Raw genomic sequence first — 25,221 nt, forward strand, 5'->3', positions numbered from 1 at the left:
CCGGGCGCGCCGGTGTCCGCGCCGGCACCGTGCCCCGGATGGCCGTCCTATTTCTCGAGGAAGTGGCGCAGCGCGGCGTTGACCTCCTCGGCGTGCGTCCACAGCAGGCCGTGCGGTGCTCCCTCGATTTCGACATAGTCGGCCTCCGGGAACGCCGCGTGGAAGCGGCGTCCGGTGGCGTCGATGGGGAGGATGTTGTCCTTGGTTCCGTGCAGGATCAGAGCCGGGGTACCGCTGGCGCGCACAGCCTCGATGTCAGCGCGGAAGTCTTCGATCCAGGACGGCACCACCGCGTAGGCGGCGACGGGGGCGCTGGTGATCGCGACGTTCCAGCTGCCCGTGACGACCTCCTGACTGATCCGGGATCCGAGGTTCTCGTCCAGGTTGTAGAAGTCTTTGTAGAACTGGGTGAACCAGGCGTACCGGTCGCCCGCCGCAGCCGCGGCGATGCCGTCGAAGACCGTCTGCGGCACACCGTCCGGGTTGTCGTCGCGGACGACGAGGAACGGCTCGATCGAGGCGAGGAAGGCGAGTTTCGCCACCCGCTCGTGTCCATGCCGTGCCACGTACCGGGCGAGCTCTCCGGTACCCATCGAGAAGCCGACCAGGACGACATTGCGCAGGCCCAGCGCCTCCAGCACCGTGTTCAGGTCGGCGGCGAAGGTGTCGTAGTCGTAGCCGGCGCCGACCTTCGACGACTGCCCGAAGCCGCGTCGGTCGTACGTGATCACCCGGTAGCCGGCGGCAAGGAGCGCGCGCGTCTGACGCTCCCAGCTGTGGCCGTCCAGCGGGTAGCCGTGGATGAGGACGACCGGCTGCCCCGCCCCCTGGTCCTCGTAGTACAGCTCGACGGGGGTGCTGTTCTCGTAGCCGACGGTGATGCGTCCCATGATCTTGCCCTTTCCTGCGCAAACCAGCCCGATGCCGGAAGCTGATGGCAATGAGACTCCGTGTGGCCACCACACAGTCCAGCGCTCTGTCTAAACGTTGCGTCGCTTACCGTGGCCGCCGGCATGCGCCGAATCGCTTCCCGCGTCTGAGCCTCGCGAACGCCGAAGGGCGCACTTCTTGCTCACGATCGCAGAAAAGCGCCCTGAAAAGAGGCGCTGATCTGGGAAAGATGGCGGTGACGGTGGGATTTGAACTCTTACACGCACCGCCTGCACTCGAGGACGCGGTCGCGCCGGCCGACAAGGCTGCGGCGCGCTCCGCGGTCCGAGCGCATCCGCTCGGTCCTGCTCGCACCATCGTGCGGACAACCCGTCCGGATCACCGGAGATATCGCTCGACCTGGAGGCGCTCGCCGGCACGCGTTACGACCCCGTGATGCTGGCCAAGGCCGAGGCCGCGGAGCAGATCGATGCGATCGCGGAGTACCGCGTCGTCGCGCTCTGCGAGACCGCGCGCGGAGTCGTCCACGCCCGCGCGATCGCAGCTCATTCGTCGACGCTCGCCCTCGTCTGGGGCGCTGTGGACCTCGTGGTGAGCCTGGGCGGACGGTCGAGCCGTCTGGCCGACCGCACGTACCGGGATGTCGCCCGGCGGCGCGATCGGAGATCCTCGCGGCACGCGCGCACGGTATCAACGCGATCGACGCCGCACACCTCGAGATCGTCGACCCTGGAGGGGCCGCGGCACGAGGCCGAGGATGCGGCCGCTTCGGGATTTGCGGCGACTGCGTGCATCCACCCTTCCCAGGTGGAGACGATTCGCGACGCCATTCGGCGACCGCCGGGCAGAGGGCATGGGCGGAGGCGGTGCTGGCCGCGGCCGCGACGCGGCCCCGGAGTCTTCCGGTTCCGAGGTCAATGGTCGACGAGCCGGTGCTGCGGCAGGCGCGGGCCCTCCTCGCATACCCTCAGTGGGAGAGTCCTAACCGGGCGACCGCTTCGGCCACTCCGATCTGAGCGGTGATGAGGCAACGCTCGCGCGACGCCGGGCAGACTTCATGGGGGCGGCGCGGCCGCCGCTAGATTGCGGCTTCTGTGACGGTCGTGCTCAGGAGCGGTTCCGATCTGAGACACAAGCCCTGCGCTACCAGCAGCTCGGCAGTTCGCGGGGCTCACAACCGCGAGAGAGTGCGCTGGGGCTAGTCGCATGAGCGACGAGCGCCCGGCCGATCCGATTCGGCAGGGCGCTCTATCTGTGTAGAGACCGCTCAGTTCAGTTGTCGGCTTGAAGGACCGGGCCGAGGAGCATGCCTCCGTCGACGAGGTAGTCCGCGCCGGTGATGAATGCGGCGTCGTCGGACGCCAGGAACAGCACGAGCTTGCTGATCTCCTCAGGCTGCGCGGTGCGGGTTGTGGCGAACTGGTCCAGCGACACGTTCTGGATGGCGGGCCGCTCGCCGGGCGCGACGGGCTCGGTGATCAACGGGGTGTCCACCACTCCGGGGCTGATGGAGTTCACACGGATGTTGTCGCGCGCGAGCTCCATCGCGGCTGTCATGGTCAGCCCACGGACACCCCACTTGCTGCTGACGTAGGGGGCGAACATTGGTGTTCCGACGTGGCCTTGGTTGGAGGCGACGTTCACGATCGCGCCGCCACCGGCGCGGACGATCGACGGCCCAACGGCGCGGATGCCGAGGAACAGGCCTTTCAAGTTCGTATCCAGGACACGGTCCCACTCGTCGGGGTCGGAGTCGGCAATGGTGTGGGCGGTGTGGACGATACCTGCGTTGTTGATCAGGATCGAGATCGGTCCGAACCGCGCCTCCGCCGCGTCGACGGCGGCCTGCCAGGCATCGGGGTCGCGGACATCGAGCTCGACAAACAGCGCGTTGTCGAGCTGCTGGGCGATGGCGTTGCCTTGCTCTGTGCGGAAGTCGGCGAGGACGACGTTTGCTCCTTCGGCAGCGAACGCGCGCGCGTGGGAGGCGCCCTGGCCCCGCGCGGCACCGGTGATGAAGACGGTCTTGCCAGCGAATCGCGACATGGTGTTTCTGCTTTCTATGTAGGGGTTGCGGTGCGGGGAGATGGTCAGATGAAGGCGCCGCCGGAGACTTCGATGCGTTCGGCGGTCATCCAGCGCAGGTCGTCGGATCGATCGCCCGCCTCACTGCATCGTCCACAACCATCTCCGGTAAGTAATCATTTACTTTATCGCAGCCCATGTCAACCCCACGACGAAAGGATCGGAGGCTTGCCGTGACGAGTCCCTCATCCGTGCCCCGGGCGCGCGATGCCCCCCCACCCCCCACGCGTGCTCGAATCCTGGAGGCCGCGTGCGCACCGAGTTCGCCGCCGCCGGGTACGCCGGCGGTGGGGTCGATCCAAGCCGCGGATTGCAACGTGCGTGTCAGGTGTGCTCATCGGGGCCCGGGGCTCACGGACCTCGCCTTTGTCACGCGAAGCGGGACGAGGAAAGCCGTTGGCGGCGTACGATTTTCGAGTGGACTCTTCGCCTATCGCTCCGGTCGGCCGACCACGTGAGTTCGACCCTGACGAAGCGGTCGAGAAAGCTCTGGAGGTCTTCTGGCGGAGAGGTTATGAGGGGACGACGCTCGGGGATCTGACGAACGCGATGGGCATCAGCCGGTCAAGTCTGTACGGGACGTTCGGGGGCAAGGAAGAGCTGTTCGAGAGGGTTCTCGAGCGGTACACGGCGGGTCCCGCGTCGTACGGTGCGGCCTCGCTTCTCAAGCCCACTGCGCGTGAGGTGGCAGAGGCGTTCTTGCGGGGTGCAGTACGGGCGACCACTCTGCCTCAGTGGCCGCGTGGGTGTCTTGGGGTGCAGGGCGCGCTTGCAACGAGTGAAAGCGCCCTCCCCGTGCATGATGTGCTTGTGGAGTGGCGGGCCGCGGCGCGGATGAACCTCGAGGTGCGCTTCGCGCGAGCCGTTGCGGAGGGGGATCTTCCTGCCGATGCCGACGCGGTTGCGCTGGCTCGGTTGGTGATAACGCTTGGGTTCGGCATCGCGGTCCAGGCGGCGAGTGGCCTGGACCGCGATGACTTGGACGAGATTGTCGATGTCGCGATGCTCAGCTGGAAGCTGTGAGCGCCCCGTTCTGTCTTTGCTGCCAGGCCGATTCCAACGCCGCAGCGATCGTGCCGGTGGGCTGTGCACCGCTGAGGTAGATCTGCTGATCGATCACAATCGTGGGGACGCTCGTGAATCCCCTTTCGCGGGCGGTGCGTTCATCCGCCCGGACGGCGCTCTCGTATTCGTTAGCGAGCAAGACGCGTCGTGTTTCGGTGGCGGCCAGCCCGATCTCGCGTGAGATGTCGACGAGAACGTCGGCATCACCGACGTTACGGCCATGTTCGAAGTACGCGGCGAACAACGCGTCCTTCGCTTCTCGTTCTACGCCCTGACGGCGCGCGAGGTGGATCAGCTGATGAGCGAGCATCGTGTTGGTCACACGGGTGGTGTCGAAGTTCAACTCAAGGTCCACCGCGCGTGCTCGGCGTGTGACCCTGTCGAGCACCGCCGCGGCTTCGGCTTCCGCCATGCCCAGTTCGATCGTGTTGTACTCCATCACCGATCGGGTGGTTCCCACTGGAAGGTGCGGGGCAAGCTCGAAGCTGTGGAAACGTGTCCGCGTTCGTCGACCGTTCCCTGCCCCGACGAAGATACCGATCGCCTCGTCCATCCGGCGGGTGGCGATATAGCACCAGGGGCAGGCGATGTCGCCCCACGTATCGATCTGAACGGGTTCGTTCATGATGCGCGTGCTCCGCTCCTACGCCGTAGGAGGAGCAGAAGCAGTCCTCCGACAGCAACGGAGACGATCGCGACAGTGAGGGCGCTGGTGGTAGACACAGAGTCGATCAGGAACCCGCCAACCACCGCACCGGCCGCGATGGCGAGGTTCACCACCGTGACCGTAACCCCACCGATTTGCTCCAGACGGTCAGGTTCGGTGCGCGCTCCCCAGCTGAGCACGGTGGTCGGCATCCCACCAAAACCGAATCCCCAGAGAACGGCACCGGCGAACAGACCGAGAGTTGTTGTTCCGGCGAGAAGGATGACGAGGGTGCCGAGCGCGATAAGCCCGGGGAACAGCGCGATGCCGCTGCGAGTCGCACGGTCGGCCATGGGACCACTGACGGCAGTTCCGATGACCGATGCGATCCCGAAGGCGAACAGGAGGATGGAGAAACCGCCACCATCGATGTCCGATATACCCTCCACGATCGGTCGGATGTAAGTGAATCCGGTGAAGTGGCCGGCGAACTGAAGCAGAATCGCCAGGAGGCCGAGCAGCACGATTCCTGAGCCGAGCACGGCGCCCAGGGCGCGCAGGCCACTGCCTGCACCTGGCGCCACCTTCGGAAGAGTCGCGGCCTGCATGCCCAGGGCCGCGAGCCCGACGCCGGCAGCGAGGACAAAGACCCCCCGCCATCCCCACAGCTCTCCCAGCCACGAGCCGAGCGGAACGGCGACGACCGTCGCGACCGCCACACCGGAGTTGATCACAGTGAGGGCTCGCCCGACGTGATCGGCATGAACAAGGTGCGCAGCCATGGCAGTCGCCATCGCCCAGAATCCGCCCAGCGCGATACCGAGCAGCAGACGGGCACCGAGAAGGACGTAGACGTTCGGCGCGACCGCGACCAAGATGTTGGACGCGATGGCAAGAGCCGTCAGACCGATCATCACCCGACGTCGGTCCGCGTGCGGGAGCGCGACGGAGATCAGCAGTGCCGCCACCGCTGCAGCAAGCGCGGTGACTGTGACGGTCTGACCGGCCGTGCCCTCCGAGACGCCGATGCCCTCGGCGATGCGTGGAAGGAGACTCGCCGGCAAGAATTCCGCCATGACGATGGCGAAAATGCCGGCGCTCAGCGACACCACGCCCGCCCATGCTTTCGACTTGGATCCCTGCAACGTGGGGGTTGGGGTACTAACAGTTGTCATCAGTGTTCTTTCATCTTGTGGGTTTGGTCGGAACGAGGACGACTCGATCGGGGCCGTCTTCAAGTGGTCAAAGAGTGACGCGGGTTCCCGTCTTCGCAGAGCGCGAGATGGCGTCGAGGAGCCCGTGGCGTTTCGTGCCGTCGCTGAAGGCAGGAACCCACGTCGAGCGCCCGCGGATGCCTTCTCTCATTCCGACGTAAGCGTTCGCCAGCGAATTGATGGGAGAACCGGCTAGTCGAGGAACACGGTCATAGTCCGCGGGCACGGACAGCTCGGACAGGGCTCCGCCGGGTCGTTCTGAACCGCGCATTCGCACCGGAAAGAGGTGGGGATGGTTTGGAGCGGTCACCTCAAGCGTTCCTGCTGATCCGTCGATTCGCATAGAGAAGGACGCGCCTGCGGCGGTCCCGCTTCGCTGATGAACGGAGAGCACTGCGCCACTTTCGAGCGTGCCCGAAATGGCGATCTGGTCTTCTGCGGTCGTATCGACCAACCGCCCGGTGCGGCCCAGCGGAACTCGTGGGCGACGGACCGCGGTTGTCGCGACAAGATCCCGCAACTCGCCCACGATCATTGCGACGGCGTCGATCATGTGCCCGAACCCGATGCCGAGCATGGTCGCGCCGAGACGAGCATCCAGCGTGTACAACATTCGCTCGCTGACCGGAGAACCCCACTCCACCAGCGACGAAGAGACGGTCGCCGACAGGACCTCCCCGACGTACCCCTCGCGGATGAGATCGGCGGCAAACTGCAGAGCGGGAGCGGAGCGACCCTGCAAACCGACGAAGCTCGTGACGCCGCGTGCCGCGGACTCCATCTCTTGTGCTTGCGCGAAGTTGGTCGCGAATGGCCACTCGACGAAGACCGCCTTGCCCGACGAAAGCGTCGGAAACAGCAGGTCCCGGTGCGCGGGTGTCTTGACTGCGACCACGATCAAGTCCACATCTGACGCGTGTGCCAACTCCCCGGCTGACCCATATGCCGGCACGCCGTACCGCTCGCTCGCTGCCCGGGACGAGTCAGCCGACCCTGCTACCAAGGCGCGCAGCTCGAAGCCCCCCGCTGCGGTGAGAGCGGGCAGATGTCCGCCTGCCCCCCAACCTCCGCTCGCACTCAAGCCAACGACGCCCACACCGATAGCGGGGCTCTCGCCCGCTTCCGACCGCTCGCCACCCACAGGTCTCCCGAACGCATCTGTTCTCGCCATCTCTCATCCCTCCGTCACCGGACACATACCCCCGGGGCCCCGCACTTCCGTGATCGCCGACTGAGATCGGCACAGTGGATGGGAACTGCACACCGGGATAGTTTTATTCCGATCGATCCAAAATTAGTTGGATCGCCATGGCAGAAAGGTCACCCACGCCGGGTACCCGTCTTGAGCGCGAACTGAAAGGTCTCCGCCGCAACCGGCTCCTCATCGTGGACGAGGTCGTCCACCTAACTCGACGCGGACGCCGACGCCCGTTCTTCCAGCTCACGGCGTCACGCTACGAGGAAGGCTCGATCCTCTTTACCTCGAACATGCCGTTCGGGCGCTGGGGTGCGTCGGCGACGACATCATCGCCGCAGCCATGCTCGACGGGCTCGTCCACCACGCAGAGTTCCTCCCTCGCCGGTAACTCGTGCTCCGCGAGCGCTGCGGCGGAAAGAACCTGGAGTGGCATTGAAGTCTCCCGTCGGCATAGTGGTTCTGCCCGTCGCCTTCGCCAGCCCGCACTTACCGTGGGACGTTATGAGGGTAGGTGCCGCTCCCGAGTCACCAACGCCTGAGAAACCGCAAAATCACGCGGCTCGAGCGCCCCAAGTGCTCTCATGTTCTTTCCCAATTCTTTCCCGCAACGCAGAAAAGCGCCCGAAAAAAGGGGCGCTGATCTGGGATAAATGGCGGTGACGGTGGGATTTAAACTCTTATCGGATCTGGTTTCGAGGGTGCACTTCGCTGGTACTTCCCTGCCCGCCAGCGGATCTCAACTTTTCAGCAGCGGGCTGCGACTACCGCGTACTGTCTGCGATCTTGCCCACGATGTTGCTCGCACCGTAGACGAGGTAGGGCTGCATCTCCGCAGGCTGACGAGGCAATATTGATAGCGAGCACGCTTTGACCAGGCATGGTCGGGAGGTCTCGACGACCAGGCCGGCGACAGGCGGGATGATGCGCGCATCGAGCACTTCCTGGATCTTTGTGACGCTTAGAAGGGAGTCGGCGACCGGTGTGAGGCTGTCGGTCTCATTGCTGTCGCCGAGCGCCTCCCGGTAGCCGATGACCAGGATCGCGTCGACGTCGACATCGCCGTTGGCGAATCGCGCCACGTCTTTTCCGGCGCGAGGGTCAGGTGCCGCAGAAGGTCCGGTAAGTGCCGAAAGTATCTGGTGCGGGGGCGGCGTAGCGTTCGAAGCCGGGGGCGTTGGTGTATGGCGTGGTTACCGCGCTCAGGAGCCGCTCAAAGGGTGCCAGGTCGCCTGCGGTCGCGGCGGCAAGCGCTTCTTCAACGAGGTGGTTGCGGGGAATGTAGACGGGATTCACCTGGGCCATCGCCGCGGCGTCCGGTCGGAGAGCGACCCAGCGTTGTGCCCAGGCGTCGAAGGCCGACTGGTCGAGGAACAGTGCGCGCACGGAATCGGAGTCGCCTCGGGCGGCGTCGGTGAGGTTTCGGAAAAACGATGTGTAGTCGACGCGGGTCGCTTGCAGCAGGGCAAGCAGGTCGCTCACCAGGGGGGTGGTGACCTTCTCCTCCAAATCGTCCCGCAAGCCCAGCTTGGCTAGAAGGCCAGCCGACCATGTGGTGCTGTAGTGCTGGCGGAACGCCCCGAGCGACTCCTGCGCTAGTGCGACCGATTTCGCGGGGTCCTCGTGGAGGATGGGAAGAAGAGATTCTGCTAGCCGTGCCAGATTCCATTCGGCGATGGCTGGCTGGCTGCTGTAGGCGTAGCGTCCGCCCACGTCGATGGAGCTGTAAACGGCGCGGGGATCGAAGGCGTCCATGAACGCGCATGGACCATAGTCGATCGTCTCCCCGGAGATCGTCATGTTGTCGGTGTTCATCACCCCGTGCACGAAACCGACGAGCATCCACTGCGCGATGAGCGACGCCTGTGCCGCGATCACTCTCTGCAATAGGGAGAGGTAGGGATTGTCGGCGTCCGCCAGAGCGGGGTAGTGGCGGCTGATCGCGTGATCAGCGAGGCGGCGCAGAAGGAGTACGTCGCCCGTCGCTTGTGCGTACTGGAAACTGCCCACGCGCAGATGGCTAGTTGCGACTCGAGTGAGTACGGCTCCCGGCAGCAGCGTTTCGCGGCGCACCCAGCGCCCCGTCGCTATCACCGCGAGCGAACGTGTCGTGGGGACCCCTAGGGCATTCATCGCCTCACTGATGATGTACTCGCGCAGCATCGGGCCCACCGCCGCCAGGCCATCGCCGCCTCGGGCGAACGGTGTTCGCCCTGAGCCTTTCAGATGGATGTCGCGAAGGCGCCCGTCGACGTCGAGTACCTCACCAAGCAGAAGCGCGCGACCGTCGCCCAGACGAGGGGAGTACGCGCCGAACTGGTGCCCGGCGTAAACCTGCGCCACCGGAACGGCTCCACGGGGAACAAGATTGCCGCTCAACATCTTCACGCCGTCCAGCCCCAGCAGCGCAGCTGGGTCCAGGCCGAGTTCGGTTGCCAGCGGCTCGTTCAGTACCAGTAGTTGCGGGTCGGGAAACTCCTCAGCCTGCCAAGGGAGCGCCATCTCGGCCATGTCGCGGGCGAATCGGCTCTCCAGAGGGATAGTCGACTGAAGCGCGAAGCCCATGCACCGAGACTACTGCCGCTATCTGCCCCGGGGGCCGTGCGCCGCCCACAGTAAGGGCGCGGCCGCGGAATGCTTCGGGTAATGACCTCGATGCGAGAGCGTCCCGCGACCGTTACGGCGCTCCGAGCTGGGGCACTAGGAGCACCGGTCCCGGTCGCGGCGACATTCAGGTCGACGCGTTCACGCCTAACCCGCGCGACGGCTCGAGCTGCGGCTCAAACGCAGATCAGCGCCCGAGAAAACGGGCGCTGATCTGGGAAAAATGGCGGTGACGGTGGGATTTGAACCCACGGTAGGGGGTTACCCTACACAACTTTTCGAGAGTTGCACCTTCGGCCGCTCGGACACGTCACCGCCGACGAGTTTATGTCACGCGCCGCCGCCCCGCCAATCGGCATCTGCCGCGCTGTTCGGCGACCGATCCTGCTCACGCGGGGAGGAACTCCTCGCGGTGATATCCGGAACGGTCGACGACGATGACGGTCGACTCCGGCACCTCCAAGAAGGCGCCGGGGAGATCGTTGAGCGGCTCCGAGACGATGATCCGGGCTTCGTCGCCGAACCGGGAAAGGCGTTCGAGATCCGGGAACATGCGGCGGAGCGTCGGCATGTCCGCAGAGTGGAACAGGGTGGGTGACCGCCCCTTCGAGGAATACCGGAACGCCCACACCTTCTCGCCATCGGCGATCGCGACGGTGCCGCGCAGGGGAAACGGCACCCCGGCGGCACGTCCCGCCTCTTCCACCGTGCGGATCGCCTCGGCCATCGCACCGATCGGGTCGTGGGCCAATCCATAGGTCAGGGCGAGGTGGAACAGTACCTCCGTGTCGGTGGTTCCGAGGATCAGCGGGTAGAGCACGGGATCGATGGCGAGGACGAGTTCGCGTTTGAACAGCGGGAAGCCGGCGATCGAGCCGTTGTGCATGAACAGCAGGTTGTCGTGCCGGAAGGGGTGGCAATTGGTCCGTTGGATGGGCGGACCGGCGGCCGCTCGCACATGCGCGAAGAACAGCGGGCTGCGGACCGAGCGGCAGATCTCGCGGAGGTTCTCGTCGTGCCACGCCGGCTCGATACCCCGGAAGAGCGACGGATGCGGCGGGCGCGCAGCATCCGCGGGATACCACCCCAGCCCGAAGCCGTCGCCGTTGACGGTCTCGGTGCCCATCGATGAGTTCAGCGACATCGCGACCACCGAATGCTGCGGATCCAGGACGAGGGCCGACGGCTCCAGCGGCTCCCCCGAGTAGGCCAGCCAGCGACACATCATCGCTCCCGTACGTCGGCGTCTCGCGCGCGCCGATGGTGGCGCACTCGCGTGCATCGTACGGCGGGCATCCGCCCACCGCCATGCCGCCCGCCCGGGACCCCATAGCCGGGCGACGACGCCCCTGCGAGACTGAACACCATGAGCGTGATTGAGAACTCCAAGGTGACCGTCGTGGGTGCGGGCAGCGTCGGGTCGAGCGTGGCGTACGCCGCGCTCATCCGCGGATCAGCCCGCCACGTCGCCCTCTACGACATCGCGACCGCGAAGGTGGAGGCCGAGGTGCTCGACCTCGCCCACGGCACACAGTTCACCGGATCGAGCGACATCGTCGGCGGAAGCGACATCTCGGTTGCCGCCGGCTCGCATGTCGTCGTGATCACCGCCGGCGCGAAGCAGAACCCCGGGCAGACCCGTATCGAGCTCGCCGAGGTGAACGCCCGGATCATCCAGACGATGCTGCCGCAGCTGCTCGAGGTCGCTCCCGACGCGATCTACGTCATCGTGACCAACCCGTGCGATGTGCTCACCGTGCTCGCACGGGAGGCCACCAACCTGCCGCCTGAGCGCATCTTCTCCTCGGGAACCGTGCTCGACACGTCGCGGCTTCGTTGGAAGCTCGCGCAACGCGCCGGCGTGTCCACGTCGAACGTGCACGCCTACATCGTGGGTGAGCACGGGGACACGGAGTTCCCCCTGTGGTCGCGCGCGACGATCGGCACTGTCCCGATCCTCGACTGGGAGGCGCCTGGCCACCCGAGGATGAGCGTGGAGGAGCTCGACAGCATCGCCGTCGACGTGCGGGATGCGGCGTACAAGGTCATCCAGGGCAAGGGCGCCACGAACTACGCGATCGGCCTCTCGAGCGCCCGGATCATCGAGGCGATCCTGCGCGACGAGCACGCGGTTCTGCCCGTGAGCACCGTTCTGAATGACTTCCACGGACTCGACGGTGTCGCACTGTCGGTGCCGTCGATCGTCAGCGCATCCGGTGCTGTCCCGATCCGGGAGACGTCGTTCTCCGAAGACGAACTGACCCTGCTCCGTCGTTCGGGGGATGCGCTGGCCACCGTGGCGCGGTCGCTCAGGGGATAACGCGGATGTCCGCGTACGTCACCCTGCCGATCCTCGAACACACCGGCTACGCGGTTCTCGATGCGTACGACCAGGCCGCCGACCCGCCCGAGTGGTTGGGCCTGGAGTACGTGAACTGGCGCTCGTCGGGCATCACGCGATTCGCTCCCCTGACGAGTTATGCCGGGGAGATCGAGTGCAACGGATTCTGGAACCACACTCCCCCGCGAACCGACAAGAACGGCGTGTGGATCGCGTCTCAGGTGGCCAAGGCGCCGGTCCTGACTGCCCGGGCGAAGGAACCAGGCGCCAACGTCGGACGCTGCCGCGTGGTCGAGCTGCAGCCCAACACCTACGCGGATGCGGTGTGGAACCTGCACCACGATGACAACAACCGAATGAATCCCGAGGGCACGGGATGGGTGGTGCGCGGGTACTTCAACCTCACCGACGACCCTGATTCCCTCCTCCTCCTGCGGGAGGACAGGTTCGATCCCGCGTCCGAGGTGCGCCTTCCGCTCCCTGCCGGCTCGCGGGTCATCGTCGACACGCAGCGCTTCTGGCACGCGGTGTGGCACCGCGGGGAGGGTCCGCGCTACAGCCTCATCACGTCGTGGGAGTCTGGTCCTGAGCTCGATGCGTACGTTGCGCGGCAGCACGGACGAAGCAGGGTCGACAGCATCCCGCTCGACGAGGCGCTGATCGCCGACGCGCAGACAGAGCTGCGTCGCCGCATCCAAGAGCGCGACCGGCTGTTCGACAGCCTGTTCGAGGAGCCGTCCGGGTTTCCCGACTGACTCGCGCACGACCCCACGGCGGCCCGCCGCCCGGCTCGGACGGCGCGGCGCTCAGCGCGGCCGGCGCAGCTCGGTCAAGGTGTCTACGGAGAGCTCGTCCAAGCTGCCGAAGAACCGCCGCCCCTCCCGCGGACGGATCGCGTCAGGGGAGGAGGGCACGCACGCCACCACGAGTCCCGCCGCTTCGGCGCTGGCGGCGCCGCGTTCGGAATCCTCGATCGCCACGCAGTCATCCGCTCCCAGGCCGAGTGCTTCCATGGCGCGGAGATACGGTTCGGGGTGGGGTTTCGACTCGACCACGTCCTCCCCGGCGATGATGGCGTCGAACCGGTGGCCGATGACGGACTCGGCGGCTTCGGCCACGGCCCGGCCCGCCATGGTCACGAGGGCGGAGGCCCACCCGTTCGCACGCAACTCGGCCAGGAGGCGGGCGGCTCCAGGACGCAGGGCCGGTTCGCGCTGGAGTCGGGCGGCCACCTGCGCGGAGATCATGGCGCCGATCTCCGGCACCGACCCCCCACCCGCGCGACCCGCCATCCGCGCGGCGTAGGCGTTCGTCGGACGACCGACCGACCACCGCGCGTCCTCGTCCGACCACGGGATCCCCAAGGCGCTCGCCACATCGGCCTTGGCCGCCGCCCAGTGATGCTCGGTGTCGAGGATCGTGCCGTCCAGGTCCCAGAGAGCCGCTCGACGCGCGCGCCGCGAAGGGCCGTCCCCGCGCGGCGACGTCATATGTCCGTCGTGGAAGGGTCTGCCTGTTCGTCGGCGTCGAACCTCACGCCCACGATGCGACGCACGGAGTCGAGCGTCTCCATCACCTCCACGGTCTCGCCGAGCGGCATCACGTCGCTCTCCAGCCGCCCCTCCTGGATGAGGCGCTCCATCTCCCAGGCCTGGTACTGCATCCCTCGGGGTTTCAGAGTCTTCTCGAATTCCTCCACGACCGACCCGTCCGCATCCCATACCCGGAAGGACGTCGAGGCATACCAGACGGGGTCGATCTCGATCCGCCCGTGGGTACCGACGATGGCGGCGCGGTTGGGGCCGGTGGCATCGATCGCCGAGTGCCCCAGAGCCGCCGCGCCGTTGTCGAACGACAGCAGTACCGCGGTGTGGCGATCCACCCCCTCCTCGGAGATGATCCCCGTGGCCTGAATCCGTGCGGGTACGCCCAGGATGCTGTGCGCGAAGTTCACGGGGTAAACACCCAGATCGAGGATCGAGCCACCGGCGGCCGCGCGCTGGTTCAGACGGAAGCCGGGGTCCTGAGGCAGGCGCCGACCGTCGTCGGCGGTGACGAGGCGGATCTCACCGAGCGTCCCGGCGCGGACGATCTCGCGGATGCGGACCATATGGGGCAGGAATCGGGTCCACATCGCCTCCATCAGCACGACGCGGTTCTCGAGGGCGATGGCGGCGAGCAGCCGCGCTTGTCGCGCATTGACCGTGAACGGCTTCTCCAGGAGGACGTGCTTGCCGCTCTCCAGCGCCGCCCGCGCGATATCGAAGTGCTGCACGGGTGGTGTGGCGATGTAGACGACGTCGACCATGTCGTCCTGGAGGAGCGCCGCATAACTCGCATGCGCCCGCGGTATGTCGTAGGCACGCGCGAAGGATTCGGCGGTGTCGGCGCTTCGAGACCCCACGGCCGCCACCGAGAAGCCGTTGCCCACCAGGTCGGCGGTCTGCTTGTGGGCGATGAGCCCCGTCCCGAGGACACCCCAGCGGATCGTCCTCGTTGTCATACCGACCCCCGTGATCGCAGACCCTGCGCCCGCGGGCTCATGCGCCGCTGCGCGCGACGACCCGTGGCGTCAGATCCGCCTCGAAGTCCTCGTCGAACGGAAAGATCGGGTGCTCGAGGCGGGTGTATTCGAGCCGCGTGAAGTCCAGATCCGTGGCGCCGGGGGTGATCGCCATGAACTGACTGCCCGCATCCTGGGTCTGCCCCGGGAAGAGGTAGCCGTTCTTCACCACAACCGCGTCGTAGCCGCCGGGCTCGATGAATGCCTGGCCCTGCATCGGCCGTTTCACGAAGGCGGGCTCGGTCGCACGAAGGAAGGGGCTGCGGAAGCGCTGCGCCGTGATGTGCACGTTGCCCCGGGACAGGAGCACCCCCACGACGCCGTCGTCGAACGCGCCCTCGATGTACCGCTCGACCCGCCACTGGCCGGGTACCGGACCGGAGAAACGGTCATCGACCATCGAGCCCAGCGGATGGTCGATCGTCCCGCCCACGCCGACGGCTTCCGCTGCGTCGACGGCGGCAGGGTCCCACAGCCCCGCGATCAGGACGAGCTTGCCGGATGCGGCGAGATCGTCGCGCTCGACGGTCCGCGCGAGCGCGTAACTCACGTCGCCGGACGCCCCCGCGGTGATGTTGTCCCCCGAGTCGCTGATATACAGCGGGGCGGGCGGACTCTCCTGGACCAGATAGTCGATCGCCTCGTCGTAGGAGCCATAGCGCTCGCTGACGATCCCGAAGTCGCGCCGCGCGTCCCAGTACTCCCCGGCGAGTTCCCGCGCACAGGCCAGGACGGCAGCCTCGTCGTAGCCCGTCACGAGCACGGATGCCGTGCACCGTGCCTCATCCGCCCATACGAAACCGACCCAGATCCCGGCGTCGACCACCCCGTGACGCGCGATAGCGGGGACGAGGGACCCGAACACCGACGCAGCCGGCTCGTAAACGGTGCTCGTCCGCTCCCCCGGGAGCAGAACAGGCACGCGCACCCACGCCTTGATCGGGGGCCGGCCGTGCCGGATCGTCTCGATGAGGACGCGCACCGCCCGCTCACGGGTGGCCCACGTGTCGATGTGGGGGGCGTGCCGGTGCACCGCAGCCAGGTCGAGCAAGCCGGCGAGCTCTTCGGACATGTTGCCGTGGGGGTCCATCGACGCTGACAGGATCGCGTCCGGGCCGACGATCTCGCGCACCTTCCGGACGAAGTTCTCCTCGGCGCGGTCGCGGCCGTCGACCGTCATGGCTCCGTGCAGATCGAGGTAGACGCCGTCGAAGGGACCGTTGTGGCGCAGACCGTCGAGGATCTCCTCTTCGAACGAGTCGTACACGGCCGGCACGACCGGGCCCGCCGCAGCGGCCATCGCTCGAAGCAGAGGGATCCAGGTGACCCCCTCGACGGTCTCGCCGAGCCGCGCCGGCCACTCGTACTGCTCGAGAAGCTCGGCGCCCCGCTGCTGCAGGAAGTACTGCTCGGCAGCCCGGTCCAGGGAGAACGTGTCCGACTCGGTGCCGATACCGGCGATTGCGATTCGCATCGACACGTCCTCCGTCAGCTGCGGGCCATGGCGAGGTGGGGTGCGAGCCAGAACGGCGTGAGCCAGCCCGCGGTGTTCGACAGGGGAAGGACCTCGTCGTGCAGGGAGATCCCGAACGTCTCTGCGAGCATGGAACGGCGCCCCTGGATGCGCGCCCAGGTGCCGGGATAGGTGCTCTCCAGCTGGGCGCGGAGCTCGGCGTCGGCCAGCACGATCCCGTCCTCGATCTGGGCCGTGTGATAGGGGGGCGCGGGCATCGGGATGATGTCGAGCTGCACCGCGGAGCCCGACGCGAAGGCGACCTGCGAGCCCGAGCGCACCGGCGAGCCGGGCCATTCGTCGAGCCCGATGAAATGGCCGGGGTTGAGGTATACCCCGTAGAACGGGTCCCCGATCCGCGAGTACGTGACGTCGTAGAGTTCCCCCGCGGTGAGACCGATGCGAATCGTCTCGTACCACGCGGCTGCCGTCGCGTAATAGGGTACGACGAGTTTCTCCAGATAATCGGTGGCGCCTTCGGGCAGCTGATCCGCACTCTCGACCAGGAACCCGGCGCGAGCGGTATTGCTCCCCCACAGTCCCAGCCCCGTGGCGACCGGATCGCCGACCTGCAGTTCGCGCCCGCCGGGGCTGGCCACCCCGTACCGCGTGTTCGGACCGCCCAGCATCGTGGGGTGGTAGTTGAACGGAAGCATCACCGGGTTGAGAAGCTGAGAGGCCTCCAACTCGGTCATGCCCGGACGCACGCCGTGGATGACGCGGGAGACGGCCTGGGAGGCGTGGCTGGCCGCGAACTCGAAGTAGGCGATCTGATGAACGTCGTTGTCGTACCGGATGCCGTCTTCCAGACCCACGAAGATGTCGGTCGCGTTGACGTAGGACTCCACGAAGGCTGCGACCTCGGTCACGACGAAGTGCGGCACGTCGATCCAGCCGGTCGCCTCCGCGCCCGTCCAGTACTTCCACCCCACGAGCCCGACGTTCCGCACGGCGGAGTCCGCGAGCCCCGCATCGCGCAGCAGCGAGCTCATCGTGACGTCGCCGGGGTCGGGCTGGCCGACCAGACTCAGCTTCGCCAACCGCACGACATCGATCTCGTAGGGGACGATGTCTGCGTACGCGACGTCTTCGTTGCCGACGATCAGCCGCGGCGTGCGCCCCGGGATGAGGACCAGCAGCGCTTCCTCGTATCGGGGGTCGAATCCGGTCAGAAACGCCATGTTCGCGAAGTGCTCACGGTCGGCGTAGAGGACCACGGCATCCAGGCCGCGGCGCTCCATCGCCTCGTACACGCGCGACAGTCGCCGTTCGTACGTCGCGGCGGGGACGGTGGGCACGTCGCGCGCTGCCTCGAATGCCGGAAGAGCGATCTCCTTGAGTTCGAAACCCCATGACGCCATAACCACTCCTGTTCCGCGGGATCGCACCGACCGGGCGGTCGACCTCAACGGGTCGACCAGGACGCCGGTTCTGGTGCTCTCAGTCTCGCCGAGAACCCAAGTGTTGTCAAAACATTGCGCAATGATTTTCGTCCGCACACAACAGCCTCGCTCGGCCGGTCGGGGTCATGTCGCTTCGAACGCGATGCACGATTCACGCTGCACCAGAGCCACGCCGATCACGGCATTGGTGACGGGGCGCTGCACGTCGTCGATACGGTTCATCAGCAGCTCCACGGCGTTGGCAGCCATGCTGTCGACGGGTGTCCGTACCGTCGTCAGCCCCGGGGTCACCAGGGCGGCGTCGGGGATGTCGTCGAACCCGACCACGGAGAGATCTTCCGGGATCCGGACCCCCAGCGAACGCGCGGCGCTCATCACGCCCAACGCGATCGTGTCGCTGGCGGCGAACACCGCAGTGGGCGGCTCCTCGGCGGCCAGCAGGTGGGAGAGGGCTGTGACGCCCCACTCCGTGTTGAAGGTCCCGTGCAGCACCAGCTGGGTCTCGACGGGGAGACCCGCGCGGGAGAGTGCATCCCGGAATGCCCGAGTGCGCTCCTGGACGGAGCGGAGGTGCTGGGGGCCGGTGACCAGTGCTACTCGTCGGTGACCGAGATTCGTGAGGTAGGTCACCGCTTGGTAGGCCCCGGCATAATCGTCGACCAGCACGGAATCGACGGGCGGCGCGTCGTCGAGGGCCTCGTCGATCACCACGACCGGCCGCCCCTCGTCGATGAGTTCCGCGAGCCGCCGGTTGGAGGAGAAATTCCCCGCGTAGATGATGCCCGCGACGTTGATCGCGGCCAGCGTGTCGACGTAGTCGAGCTGCTTTCGCGCGTGGTTCAGCGTCGAACAGATGAGCACCGACGCGCCTTGGCGCTCGGCCACCTTCACGACGGCGTCGGCGATGCGGCCGAAGTAGGAGTTGCCGATCTGGGGCACGACGAGACCGATGACGCCACGGCGCGATTCGGCGTTGCGACTGGTCCGGGGGGTCCTCGTGTAGCCGAGTTCGCGGATGGCCTGCAGCACCCTCGCCTCGGTCTGGGCCTTCAGTGCCAGCTGGCCGGCGAGATACCTCGAGACCGTGGACACCGAGACGGACGCGGATGCGGCGATATCGTGCAAACTCGGCTGACGCTCACCGACGGCGCGACTGTCGCTCAAGGGCCCCTCTACCTCCAACTCGGACGCGGGACGTGCCCGCGCACACCGATCGTAGCGCAGTGTTGCGCAACGGCGGCCGTTCCTCCATGTGCGGTTTCAGGTGCGGATGTCCGACGCCCACGAAAGAGCAGGCGCCCCGCGCGGTTGGCGCGTGCGCCGAATAGTACCCCATCGACGTGGAGCGGAACGGAGCACGCGGGCCCCGCGGACAGGCCTCATCCCGCCAGTGCACGCCGCAGGCCGGCGCGGGCATCGCGTACGCGATCTTCCTCCGGCTGAGCGGCCAGGGCGGTGCTGAACGGTTCCGCCATGACCGGACCGTCGTAGCCGATCCGGCGCAGCGCTCCCACCAGTCCCGCGGTGTCGATCACACCGGTCGACGCCGGCTGTGCACGCTCGAGGTCCTGCTGCTCCGCGACCGGCACCCCCGTCGGCGCATCGTCCAGGTCGACGCCCAGGACCTCACCGGAGTCCAAAGCGAGGATGTCCGCCACGGTGTCCCCGGCGGTGAACCAGTGGAACGCGTCCACCAGAAGGCCGAAGGCGGTAGGCCGTTGTGTCGCGCCGATCAGTTCCCGCATCCCGCCCATGTCATGGACGAACTCGTAACGCTTCCCGCGACGCCAGGTGGACGGGCCGACGTACTCCAGGGCCAGGCGAAGCCTGTGCTCCTCGAGGATGCGACCGAGCTGGTTGAGACGGTCCACGTGCAACCGGAAATTCTCCCCGTAGGGCAGGACGTCTCCGGCAGGCGCGAACCAGGTTCCGAGGGTTGTCACTCCCACCTCCGACAGCAGGGGGGCGAGGCTGCGGAAGCCCGCGAGCCGGTCGGCGAAATCGCCGTCGGACCCCTCGCCCACGCGGATCGGCAGGGTTCCCACGCCCCATGCCAGCCCGGCCTCGCGAACGGCCTCTGTGGCACCACCGCGCTCACCCTCGGTCAGCGACGAGAGCAGATGCACGGAGGGGTCGACGCCCGCGTAGTCGTAACGGACGGCGAGATCGACGAGCCGGTCGAAGGTCGCGTCGAACAGCAGCCGTCGGGCGCTGAGAACAGTAAACATGCGGGGCTCCAAGCGTGAAAGCGGGGCCGGGCGAGTTCCTCGCCCGGCCCCGCCGGTTACTCCGTCGTCAGCTCGCCGGAACGACGAACCACGCGAGGTCCGCGGTTCCCGCGGTGGGCACGTGCGCGGTTCCCGTGATCTTCGTGTCGTCCGAGATGTACGGGTAGGAGCTGTGCAGGATGTTGCCCGTCCAGGCGAGCTCCTCCGTCGCGTAGCGGTACACGTCGGCGATGGCTTCCTGCTGTTCGTCCACCGGCGCTGCCAGAGACGCCTGACGCAGTGCGTCCAGTTCGGGGTCGCGGACCTCGAACGGGTTGTACTGGTTCACGCCACCGTAGAAGCTGTTCATCACCGTGAACGGGGTGAGCTGGCCGTAACCGTAGTACGTCACCGGGAACTTCTTGGCGAGGATGTCGCCGACGGCCTGGCCCTTGTCGGAGTACACCTCGAGGGTCGCGTCGACCCCGATGTCGGCCCAGTTCTGGACCACGGCCTGCATGAGGATGTCAGCCGTGGGGCTGGTCTGGTCCACGCCGACGGTGAAGCTCAGTCCATCGACGCCCGCGTCGGCGAGCAGGTCTCGCGCACGGTCCGGGTCATACGGGTAGGCCTCGTTGACCTCTTCGTCGAACCCGAGCGTGTCCGAGAGCGCGAGCTGGGAGCCCGCCGTGGCCGTGTCACCGAACGCTGCCTTTGCGATGCTCTCGCGGTCGATGGCATAGTTCAGCGCCTGGCGGACGCGCACGTCGGCGAGCTCAGGAACGACCTCACCCGCGCGGTCGACGAAGTTGACACCCAGAAGACCGAGACCGACCAGCTCGACGTGCAGGCCCGCTGCTGTGGCCGCTTCGTAGGTCGCAGCGTCACCGCGCGTCAGGTCGGCCTCACCGTTCTGCACTGCCTGAAGGGCAGCGGCGGAGTTGGCGACGACCTTGATGACGACCTCGTCCCAGGCGATGCGTTCCTGGTCCCAGTACTCCTCATTCGGCGTGTAGACGTACGTGTCGTTGGCGACCGTGCGCTCGCTGTCGAGAACGTAAGGACCGGCACCGAAGGTGTTGCTCTTGAGTGCCTCGGGGTCTTCCAGTCCAGCCGGGCTGATGACCGAGCCGAGCAGGACGCGGTTGCTCAGCATGGCGGGCAGCGCGGGGTTGGGAGCCGAGCTCTCGAAGAGGATCGTGTTCTCTCCGCTGACCGTGATGGACTCGAGCGAGTCCCAGTACGTGGGAGCGTTGACGCCGCTCGCGCGAGCGTACTCCAGCGATGCGATGACACCCTCGGGGGTCATCTCTTCGCCGTCGGAGAAGGTCACTCCCTCGCGGAGAGTGAGCTCGAGCTCCTGGTTGCTTTCGTCCAGGAACTCCCACTCGGTCGCGAGGTCCGGGATGAGCTCACCCTCGGGTGAGATGCGGATCAGCGAGTCGTAGGCGAGGTTGATGAACCAGTTGTTCTGCGGGTCGACGTTCTGCAGGTACGGGTCGAGGCTCACCGGCGGAACGGTGGAGGCGACGGTCAGGACCTTCGGGCTGTCGTCTTCTTCACCTTCGGTGCTGCCCGCATCTCCCCCACCCCCGCACGCGGTGAGAAGAAGAGCGACGGCACTGGCGGCGCCGACGACGGCGAGGCCGCGCCTGCGCCGGCTCGGTTGGCGGAATTTCGGAGATGCGAACATAGGTGGTTGCTCCATGTGATTGTGATCGGCGCCCGGCGGGCGACGGGGGTGTGAGAACGAGGTACCGAACCTCCCTTCGGTGCTCGTGGTGCTGTCAGGTCGCGGGGACAGGAGGGGCCAGCGTCTCCCAGACGCGGCGCCGTTCCCGCTGTACTTCGGGATCCGGGTACGGCTCAGCGGCGAGCAGCCGCTGCGTGTACAGCTCTTTCGGGCGGGTGTAGACGTCCTCGGTCACTCCCTGCTCCACGACCCGACCGCGACTCATGACGGCGACCCGCTGGGACAGGAGGCGCACGATGGACAGATCGTGGGCGATGAACAGGTAGGAGATTCCGGTCTCGGCCTGGATGGCGCGGAACAGGTTGGTGATCTGCGCCTGCACCGACAGATCCAGCGCTGAGACCGGCTCGTCGCAGATCACGAGTTTTGGGCTTGCCATCAGCGCGCGAGCGATGGCGATCCGCTGCTTCTGCCCGCCGGAGAAGCTCCCCGGCATCCGGTCCATGGCGGAGGCGGCCAGCCCGACGCGGGTGAGGAGTTCCTCCGCTCGGTCGATCGCGACGGAGCGCTTCATGATGCGATTCGCCACCAGCGGCTCGATGAGGATCTGACCGACTTTCTTGGCCTCGTTGAGCGAGCTCCGGGGATCCTGGAACACCACCTGCAAGTCGGTGCTGATCGCGCGACGCTCGCGCCTGCCGATGTGCGTGATGTCCTTGCCCTCGAAGAGGATGCGTCCGCTCGATGGCCGCGCGAGTCCGAGGATCGCTCGGCCCACGGAGGATTTACCCGACCCTGATTCCCCGACGATCCCGAGCGTCTCGCCCACCCCGACGGAGAAGCTGACGTCTTCCACCGCCCGGAATGCCTTCCGGCCCGATCCGTAGGTCACATCCAGGTTCTCAACGGTCAACAGTGGCGTGGTCACGTCGTCACCTTTTCCTGCTCGGCGGCCCTGGCTTGCTCGCGCTCCATGATCGGGGTGAGGAAGGACCCCTCGATGACGGGCAGTTCCTTACCGGGCACGGCCCCGTGCGGGTTCGACTTGAGCAGAGCCTCGGTGTACGGATGCTGAGGCCTGGCGAAGATGTCGGCGGTGTCACCCGTCTCGACGATCTCGCCCTTGTACATGACCATCACGCGATCGCAGAGGTCGGCGATCACGCCCCAGTCATGGGTGATCAGCAGAAGGGACATGCCGGTCTGCTGCTGCAGACGACGCAGGAGACCGAGGATGCCCGCCTGCACGGTGACATCCAGCGCCGTCGTCGGCTCGTCCGCCACGAGCAGTTCGGGACGGCCGGCGAGGGCGAAGGCGATCGACACGCGCTGCGCCATGCCACCCGAGAGTTCGTGCAGATACCTCCTCGCCACCGACTCCGGGTCGGGAAGCTCGGTGAGGCGGAGAAGCTCGATCACTCGCTCGCCCGCCTGGGCCTTGTCCACCCCGTCGTTGAGCCGGACGGCCTCGCGCAGCTGGTCGCCGACGCGGTGGTTCGGCCCGAGCGCGACCATGGGCTCCTGCGCGACGTAGGCGATGCGCTTGCCGCGGTACTTCGACAGCACGCTCTCGGTCTGCCCGACGAGCTCGGTGCCGTCGAATCGCACCGATCCGGCGGTAACGACCGCGCCCTCACCGACGACGCCGAGGATGCCGAAGGCCACCGTCGTCTTGCCCGAGCCGGACTCGCCGGCGACGCCGAGTGTCTCGCCGCGGCGGATGTCGAAGGACGCTTCCCGCACGATCGGCAGGATCTCGTCTCCCGAGCGGTAGCCCACATCCAGCCCGCGCACGGAGAGGAGCACATCGTCCGCGGGGGCCGAAGCACCCTCCGGCTGGGGGACGCTGCGGGCGCGGGACGGCGCCTTTGTCAGCTTCGACTGCCCCCAGCCCAGGGAGCTGGCGTCGCGCACCGAGTCGCCGATCACCCCGAACGCCAGAGCGGTCAGCGCGATGACCAGCCCGGAGGGGAACAGCATCCACGGGGTGGAAGCGATCACCTGGGCTGCCTGGGCGATCATGTTTCCCCAGCTCGGGTCGGGGATCTGCACGCCGAAGCCGAGGAAGCTGAGCGCACTCTCCACGATCAGGGCCTGCGCGGCGAAGACTCCGGCCTGGACGATGATCACGCCGCGCGAGCGCGGAAGGACGTGGGAGAAGATGATGTACAGCGGCGACAGCCCCGAGACCCGTGCGGCGTCGACGAACAGCTCATTGCGCACCGCGATCGCGCTCGCCCGGACCATGAGCACCAGCACGGGCGAGGCGAGTGCCCCGAACACGATCATCGCCAGGAACGTGTTGCCGCGGTACACCGAGAGCACCACGAAGAGCACGATGATGTTCGGCAGTGCGATGACGATGCTGACGACTGCCATGACCACGCGATCGGTCCAGTTGCTGAAGTACCCGGCGAGGAGACCGAAGATGAGGCCCAGCACGACGTAGACCACGACGGACGCGGCCACGGCGATCAGGGTCGGTCCCGCGCCGAACATCAGGCGCGACAGCACGTCCCGGCCGAGCTGGTCCGTTCCCAGCCAGTGGGCCGCTGTCGGACCCTGCGACCCGTTGGCCAGGTCGTTCTCCAGCGGGGAGTAGGGGGCGATGACGGGCGCCAGCACGGCTGCGGCGACAACGAGCACCAGCCAGGCCACCGCCAGGATGAGCCCGACCGACGGCCGGCGCGTCCGCGGTCGACGACGGGTCGCGATGGCGACGGCGACCGTGGTGGAAGGCTTGGCAAGACTCATGCGAGTGCCCTCACTTTGGGGTTGAGCAACGAGTACAGAACGTCGGTGAGGACGTTGGCGATCAGGATGATCACGGTGAATGCGAGCACGGCCCCCTGCAGCACGGCGAGGTCGTGGTTGAGCGTGGCCCTGGCCACCAGGGACCCCATGCCGGGGATAGCGAATACGGACTCGAGGACGACGGTGCCGCCGATCTGGGTCACGAACGTCGCCGAGACGGCCGACAGGATGGGGATCGCGGCATAGCGGAGCCCGTACTTGAGGATCAGCGTGCGCGGCGGCATGCCGTTGGCCTGCATGAAGCGCATGAAGTCGCGGCTCAGCGCCTCCGCCATCGATTCGCGGGCCTGCTTGGCGATGAGCGCGAGGCCCGCGAAGGAGAGGGCCATCACCGGCATCACGAGGTGCAGGAGCCACTCGCTCACCGAGACCGTCGGGTCCACATACCCCACCGAGGGGAGGATCTTCAGCGTCCCCGCGAAGAACACGATGAGGACGAGAGCGACCCAGAAGTTGGGCAGTGAGATGCCCAGCATGCCGATGGAATCCAGCACGCGTGCGGCCCACCCCTTGCGGACCGCGGCGTAGGCGCCGAACGCGATGCCCACAACGGCGGCGACGAAGGTCGAGAGTACCGCCAGTGCGAGGGTCGGCCAGATGCGCTGGTCGAGCGTCCGCACGATCGACTCGCCCGTGTACAGCGAGACCCCGAGGTCTCCGCGGAAGATGCCGGCCAGCCAGTCGAAGTACTGCTCCCAGATGGGACGATTGAGCCCCAACTCCTCATTCAACGCCTCGATACGCTCCGGCGTCGCGTTCTCACCGAGGATCGTGGTGGCCGCGTCTCCGGGCACCATAGAGGCCAGCACGAAGGTGAGCGCGGTCATCACGAAGAGGACCGGAATCGCGAGCGCGATCCGTCTGAGGATGATCCCTACCACTGACTCTCCCAAGTTCTTCGGCGCGAGCGCCGTTGCGCTACGTTGCGCTATTCCATCGCATTCAAGTTTCAGACACGTTTCGTCTCTGAGGCGATAAACGCGCGGT

The 25,221-nt window shown here is 66.9% G+C and carries 24 protein-coding genes and 1 tRNA gene; 5 read left to right on the forward strand and 20 right to left on the reverse strand.

Annotation, left to right across the window (positions count from 1 at the left end):
• Nucleotides 1–47: 47 nt before the first annotated feature.
• Both AC4FS2_RS16975 and AC4FS2_RS16980 read right to left on the reverse strand, forming a co-directional pair.
• Nucleotides 48–890, reverse strand: a complete 843-nt coding sequence (locus AC4FS2_RS16975; RefSeq protein WP_491154700.1) for an alpha/beta fold hydrolase — start codon at nt 888–890, stop codon at nt 48–50.
• 379 nt (nt 891–1,269) lie between these two features.
• The gene (locus AC4FS2_RS16980) at nt 1,270–1,440 is read right to left on the reverse strand and encodes a hypothetical protein (protein ID WP_491155738.1); all 171 of its coding nucleotides are present in this window, start codon (nt 1,438–1,440) and stop codon (nt 1,270–1,272) included.
• Here AC4FS2_RS16980 and AC4FS2_RS16985 point away from each other — a divergent pair.
• Nucleotides 1,366–1,914, forward strand: a complete 549-nt coding sequence (locus AC4FS2_RS16985; RefSeq protein WP_491155699.1) for an aldolase/citrate lyase family protein — start codon at nt 1,366–1,368, stop codon at nt 1,912–1,914. The two genes, AC4FS2_RS16980 and AC4FS2_RS16985, sit on opposite strands and share 75 nt — an antisense overlap.
• A gap of 249 nt (nt 1,915–2,163) precedes the next feature.
• On the opposite strand, the gene AC4FS2_RS16990 is transcribed toward AC4FS2_RS16985, so the two are convergent.
• On the reverse strand, nt 2,164–2,937 hold the full coding sequence (locus AC4FS2_RS16990) for an SDR family NAD(P)-dependent oxidoreductase (protein WP_491154701.1): 774 nt from the start codon (nt 2,935–2,937) through the stop codon (nt 2,164–2,166).
• A 456-nt stretch (nt 2,938–3,393) separates the two neighbouring features.
• On the opposite strand from AC4FS2_RS16990, the gene AC4FS2_RS16995 reads away from it, so the two are divergent.
• A complete protein-coding gene (locus tag AC4FS2_RS16995) occupies nt 3,394–3,999 on the forward strand; it encodes a TetR/AcrR family transcriptional regulator (RefSeq protein ID WP_491154703.1) in 606 nt (201 codons plus the stop codon).
• On the opposite strand, the gene AC4FS2_RS17000 is transcribed toward AC4FS2_RS16995, so the two are convergent.
• The 3 genes from AC4FS2_RS17000 to AC4FS2_RS17010 all read right to left on the reverse strand — a co-directional run bounded on the left by AC4FS2_RS17000 (nt 3,983) and on the right by AC4FS2_RS17010 (nt 7,072).
• Nucleotides 3,983–4,666, reverse strand: coding sequence for a DsbA family oxidoreductase (locus AC4FS2_RS17000; RefSeq protein ID WP_491154705.1), 684 nt, complete (start codon nt 4,664–4,666; stop codon nt 3,983–3,985). The two genes, AC4FS2_RS16995 and AC4FS2_RS17000, sit on opposite strands and share 17 nt — an antisense overlap.
• On the reverse strand, nt 4,663–5,862 hold the full coding sequence (locus AC4FS2_RS17005; protein ID WP_491177886.1) for an MFS transporter: 1,200 nt from the start codon (nt 5,860–5,862) through the stop codon (nt 4,663–4,665). The genes AC4FS2_RS17000 and AC4FS2_RS17005 overlap by 4 nt, the downstream gene beginning before the upstream one ends.
• Nucleotides 5,863–5,929: 67 nt before the next feature.
• Nucleotides 5,930–7,072, reverse strand: a complete 1,143-nt coding sequence (locus AC4FS2_RS17010) for a Gfo/Idh/MocA family protein (RefSeq protein ID WP_491154708.1) — start codon at nt 7,070–7,072, stop codon at nt 5,930–5,932.
• Nucleotides 7,073–7,209: 137 nt separating this feature from the next.
• Between AC4FS2_RS17010 and AC4FS2_RS17015 the strand changes: the two genes are divergently transcribed.
• Complete coding sequence (locus AC4FS2_RS17015; RefSeq protein WP_491154709.1) at nt 7,210–7,638, forward strand: ATP-binding protein; 429 nt, start codon at nt 7,210–7,212, stop codon at nt 7,636–7,638.
• A 222-nt stretch (nt 7,639–7,860) separates the two neighbouring features.
• Here the strand turns inward: AC4FS2_RS17015 and AC4FS2_RS17020 are convergent, their stop codons facing one another.
• The 4 genes from AC4FS2_RS17020 to AC4FS2_RS17035 all read right to left on the reverse strand — a co-directional run bounded on the left by AC4FS2_RS17020 (nt 7,861) and on the right by AC4FS2_RS17035 (nt 10,928).
• Complete coding sequence (locus tag AC4FS2_RS17020; protein WP_491154711.1) at nt 7,861–8,178, reverse strand: hypothetical protein; 318 nt, start codon at nt 8,176–8,178, stop codon at nt 7,861–7,863.
• Nucleotides 8,179–8,197: 19 nt separating this feature from the next.
• Nucleotides 8,198–9,661 (reverse strand): protein adenylyltransferase SelO, encoded by a 1,464-nt coding sequence (locus AC4FS2_RS17025; protein ID WP_491154713.1) that lies wholly within the window; start codon nt 9,659–9,661, stop codon nt 8,198–8,200.
• Nucleotides 9,662–9,924: 263 nt separating this feature from the next.
• Nucleotides 9,925–10,015 (reverse strand) — tRNA-Ser (locus AC4FS2_RS17030).
• A gap of 73 nt (nt 10,016–10,088) precedes the next feature.
• Nucleotides 10,089–10,928, reverse strand: coding sequence for a class II glutamine amidotransferase (locus AC4FS2_RS17035; RefSeq protein WP_491154823.1), 840 nt, complete (start codon nt 10,926–10,928; stop codon nt 10,089–10,091).
• A gap of 138 nt (nt 10,929–11,066) precedes the next feature.
• On the opposite strand from AC4FS2_RS17035, the gene AC4FS2_RS17040 reads away from it, so the two are divergent.
• Nucleotides 11,067–12,020 (forward strand): L-lactate dehydrogenase, encoded by a 954-nt coding sequence (locus tag AC4FS2_RS17040; RefSeq protein ID WP_491154825.1) that lies wholly within the window; start codon nt 11,067–11,069, stop codon nt 12,018–12,020.
• 5 nt (nt 12,021–12,025) lie between these two features.
• Nucleotides 12,026–12,796, forward strand: a complete 771-nt coding sequence (locus AC4FS2_RS17045) for a hypothetical protein (protein ID WP_491154826.1) — start codon at nt 12,026–12,028, stop codon at nt 12,794–12,796.
• Between the two features lie 51 nt (nt 12,797–12,847).
• Here AC4FS2_RS17045 and AC4FS2_RS17050 read toward each other — a convergent pair whose 3' ends face one another.
• The 10 genes from AC4FS2_RS17050 to AC4FS2_RS17095 all read right to left on the reverse strand — a co-directional run bounded on the left by AC4FS2_RS17050 (nt 12,848) and on the right by AC4FS2_RS17095 (nt 25,115).
• Nucleotides 12,848–13,531 (reverse strand): HAD family hydrolase, encoded by a 684-nt coding sequence (locus tag AC4FS2_RS17050; RefSeq protein ID WP_491154828.1) that lies wholly within the window; start codon nt 13,529–13,531, stop codon nt 12,848–12,850.
• A complete protein-coding gene (locus AC4FS2_RS17055) occupies nt 13,528–14,544 on the reverse strand; it encodes a Gfo/Idh/MocA family protein (RefSeq protein ID WP_491154830.1) in 1,017 nt (338 codons plus the stop codon). Before AC4FS2_RS17055 ends, AC4FS2_RS17050 begins: the two co-directional genes overlap by 4 nt.
• Before the next feature lie 37 nt (nt 14,545–14,581).
• Entirely contained in the window at nt 14,582–16,078 is a 1,497-nt protein-coding gene (locus AC4FS2_RS17060; protein WP_491154832.1) for a M81 family metallopeptidase, read from the reverse strand.
• A gap of 14 nt (nt 16,079–16,092) precedes the next feature.
• Nucleotides 16,093–17,478, reverse strand: a complete 1,386-nt coding sequence (locus tag AC4FS2_RS17065) for an aminopeptidase P family N-terminal domain-containing protein (protein ID WP_491154834.1) — start codon at nt 17,476–17,478, stop codon at nt 16,093–16,095.
• A 165-nt stretch (nt 17,479–17,643) separates the two neighbouring features.
• Nucleotides 17,644–18,684 (reverse strand): LacI family DNA-binding transcriptional regulator, encoded by a 1,041-nt coding sequence (locus AC4FS2_RS17070; RefSeq protein WP_491154835.1) that lies wholly within the window; start codon nt 18,682–18,684, stop codon nt 17,644–17,646.
• A gap of 215 nt (nt 18,685–18,899) precedes the next feature.
• Entirely contained in the window at nt 18,900–19,748 is an 849-nt protein-coding gene (locus AC4FS2_RS17075; RefSeq protein ID WP_491154836.1) for a sugar phosphate isomerase/epimerase family protein, read from the reverse strand.
• A gap of 67 nt (nt 19,749–19,815) precedes the next feature.
• Entirely contained in the window at nt 19,816–21,420 is a 1,605-nt protein-coding gene (locus tag AC4FS2_RS17080) for an ABC transporter substrate-binding protein (RefSeq protein ID WP_491154838.1), read from the reverse strand.
• 94 nt (nt 21,421–21,514) lie between these two features.
• Complete coding sequence (locus AC4FS2_RS17085; RefSeq protein WP_491154840.1) at nt 21,515–22,348, reverse strand: ATP-binding cassette domain-containing protein; 834 nt, start codon at nt 22,346–22,348, stop codon at nt 21,515–21,517.
• Nucleotides 22,345–24,174 (reverse strand): dipeptide/oligopeptide/nickel ABC transporter permease/ATP-binding protein, encoded by a 1,830-nt coding sequence (locus tag AC4FS2_RS17090; protein ID WP_491154841.1) that lies wholly within the window; start codon nt 24,172–24,174, stop codon nt 22,345–22,347. Before AC4FS2_RS17090 ends, AC4FS2_RS17085 begins: the two co-directional genes overlap by 4 nt.
• Nucleotides 24,171–25,115, reverse strand: a complete 945-nt coding sequence (locus AC4FS2_RS17095; RefSeq protein ID WP_491154842.1) for an ABC transporter permease — start codon at nt 25,113–25,115, stop codon at nt 24,171–24,173. Before AC4FS2_RS17095 ends, AC4FS2_RS17090 begins: the two co-directional genes overlap by 4 nt.
• Nucleotides 25,116–25,221: the final 106 nt, after the last annotated feature.

The sequence above is a fragment of the Microbacterium sp. Z10_103 genome (assembly GCF_058310455.1).

Bases quoted from the DNA above. Each gene is read 5' to 3' on its own strand.
- AC4FS2_RS17045 (WP_491154826.1), top strand. From the start codon at position 12,026: ATGTCCGCGTACGTCACCCTGCCGATCCTCGAACACACCGGCTACGCG.
- AC4FS2_RS17050 (WP_491154828.1), bottom strand. From the start codon at position 13,531: ATGACGTCGCCGCGCGGGGACGGCCCTTCGCGGCGCGCGCGTCGAGCG.
- AC4FS2_RS17015 (WP_491154709.1), top strand. From the start codon at position 7,210: ATGGCAGAAAGGTCACCCACGCCGGGTACCCGTCTTGAGCGCGAACTG.
- AC4FS2_RS17010 (WP_491154708.1), bottom strand. From the start codon at position 7,072: ATGGCGAGAACAGATGCGTTCGGGAGACCTGTGGGTGGCGAGCGGTCG.
- AC4FS2_RS17055 (WP_491154830.1), bottom strand. From the start codon at position 14,544: ATGACAACGAGGACGATCCGCTGGGGTGTCCTCGGGACGGGGCTCATC.
- AC4FS2_RS17005 (WP_491177886.1), bottom strand. From the start codon at position 5,862: ATGACAACTGTTAGTACCCCAACCCCCACGTTGCAGGGATCCAAGTCG.
- AC4FS2_RS16980 (WP_491155738.1), bottom strand. From the start codon at position 1,440: ATGAGCTGCGATCGCGCGGGCGTGGACGACTCCGCGCGCGGTCTCGCA.
- AC4FS2_RS17035 (WP_491154823.1), bottom strand. From the start codon at position 10,928: ATGATGTGTCGCTGGCTGGCCTACTCGGGGGAGCCGCTGGAGCCGTCG.
- AC4FS2_RS17065 (WP_491154834.1), bottom strand. From the start codon at position 17,478: ATGGCGTCATGGGGTTTCGAACTCAAGGAGATCGCTCTTCCGGCATTC.
- AC4FS2_RS17075 (WP_491154836.1), bottom strand. From the start codon at position 19,748: ATGTTTACTGTTCTCAGCGCCCGACGGCTGCTGTTCGACGCGACCTTC.
- AC4FS2_RS17025 (WP_491154713.1), bottom strand. From the start codon at position 9,661: ATGGGCTTCGCGCTTCAGTCGACTATCCCTCTGGAGAGCCGATTCGCC.
- AC4FS2_RS17090 (WP_491154841.1), bottom strand. From the start codon at position 24,174: ATGAGTCTTGCCAAGCCTTCCACCACGGTCGCCGTCGCCATCGCGACC.
- AC4FS2_RS17040 (WP_491154825.1), top strand. From the start codon at position 11,067: ATGAGCGTGATTGAGAACTCCAAGGTGACCGTCGTGGGTGCGGGCAGC.
- AC4FS2_RS17060 (WP_491154832.1), bottom strand. From the start codon at position 16,078: ATGCGAATCGCAATCGCCGGTATCGGCACCGAGTCGGACACGTTCTCC.
- AC4FS2_RS17080 (WP_491154838.1), bottom strand. From the start codon at position 21,420: ATGTTCGCATCTCCGAAATTCCGCCAACCGAGCCGGCGCAGGCGCGGC.
- AC4FS2_RS16975 (WP_491154700.1), bottom strand. From the start codon at position 890: ATGGGACGCATCACCGTCGGCTACGAGAACAGCACCCCCGTCGAGCTG.
- AC4FS2_RS16990 (WP_491154701.1), bottom strand. From the start codon at position 2,937: ATGTCGCGATTCGCTGGCAAGACCGTCTTCATCACCGGTGCCGCGCGG.
- AC4FS2_RS17000 (WP_491154705.1), bottom strand. From the start codon at position 4,666: ATGAACGAACCCGTTCAGATCGATACGTGGGGCGACATCGCCTGCCCC.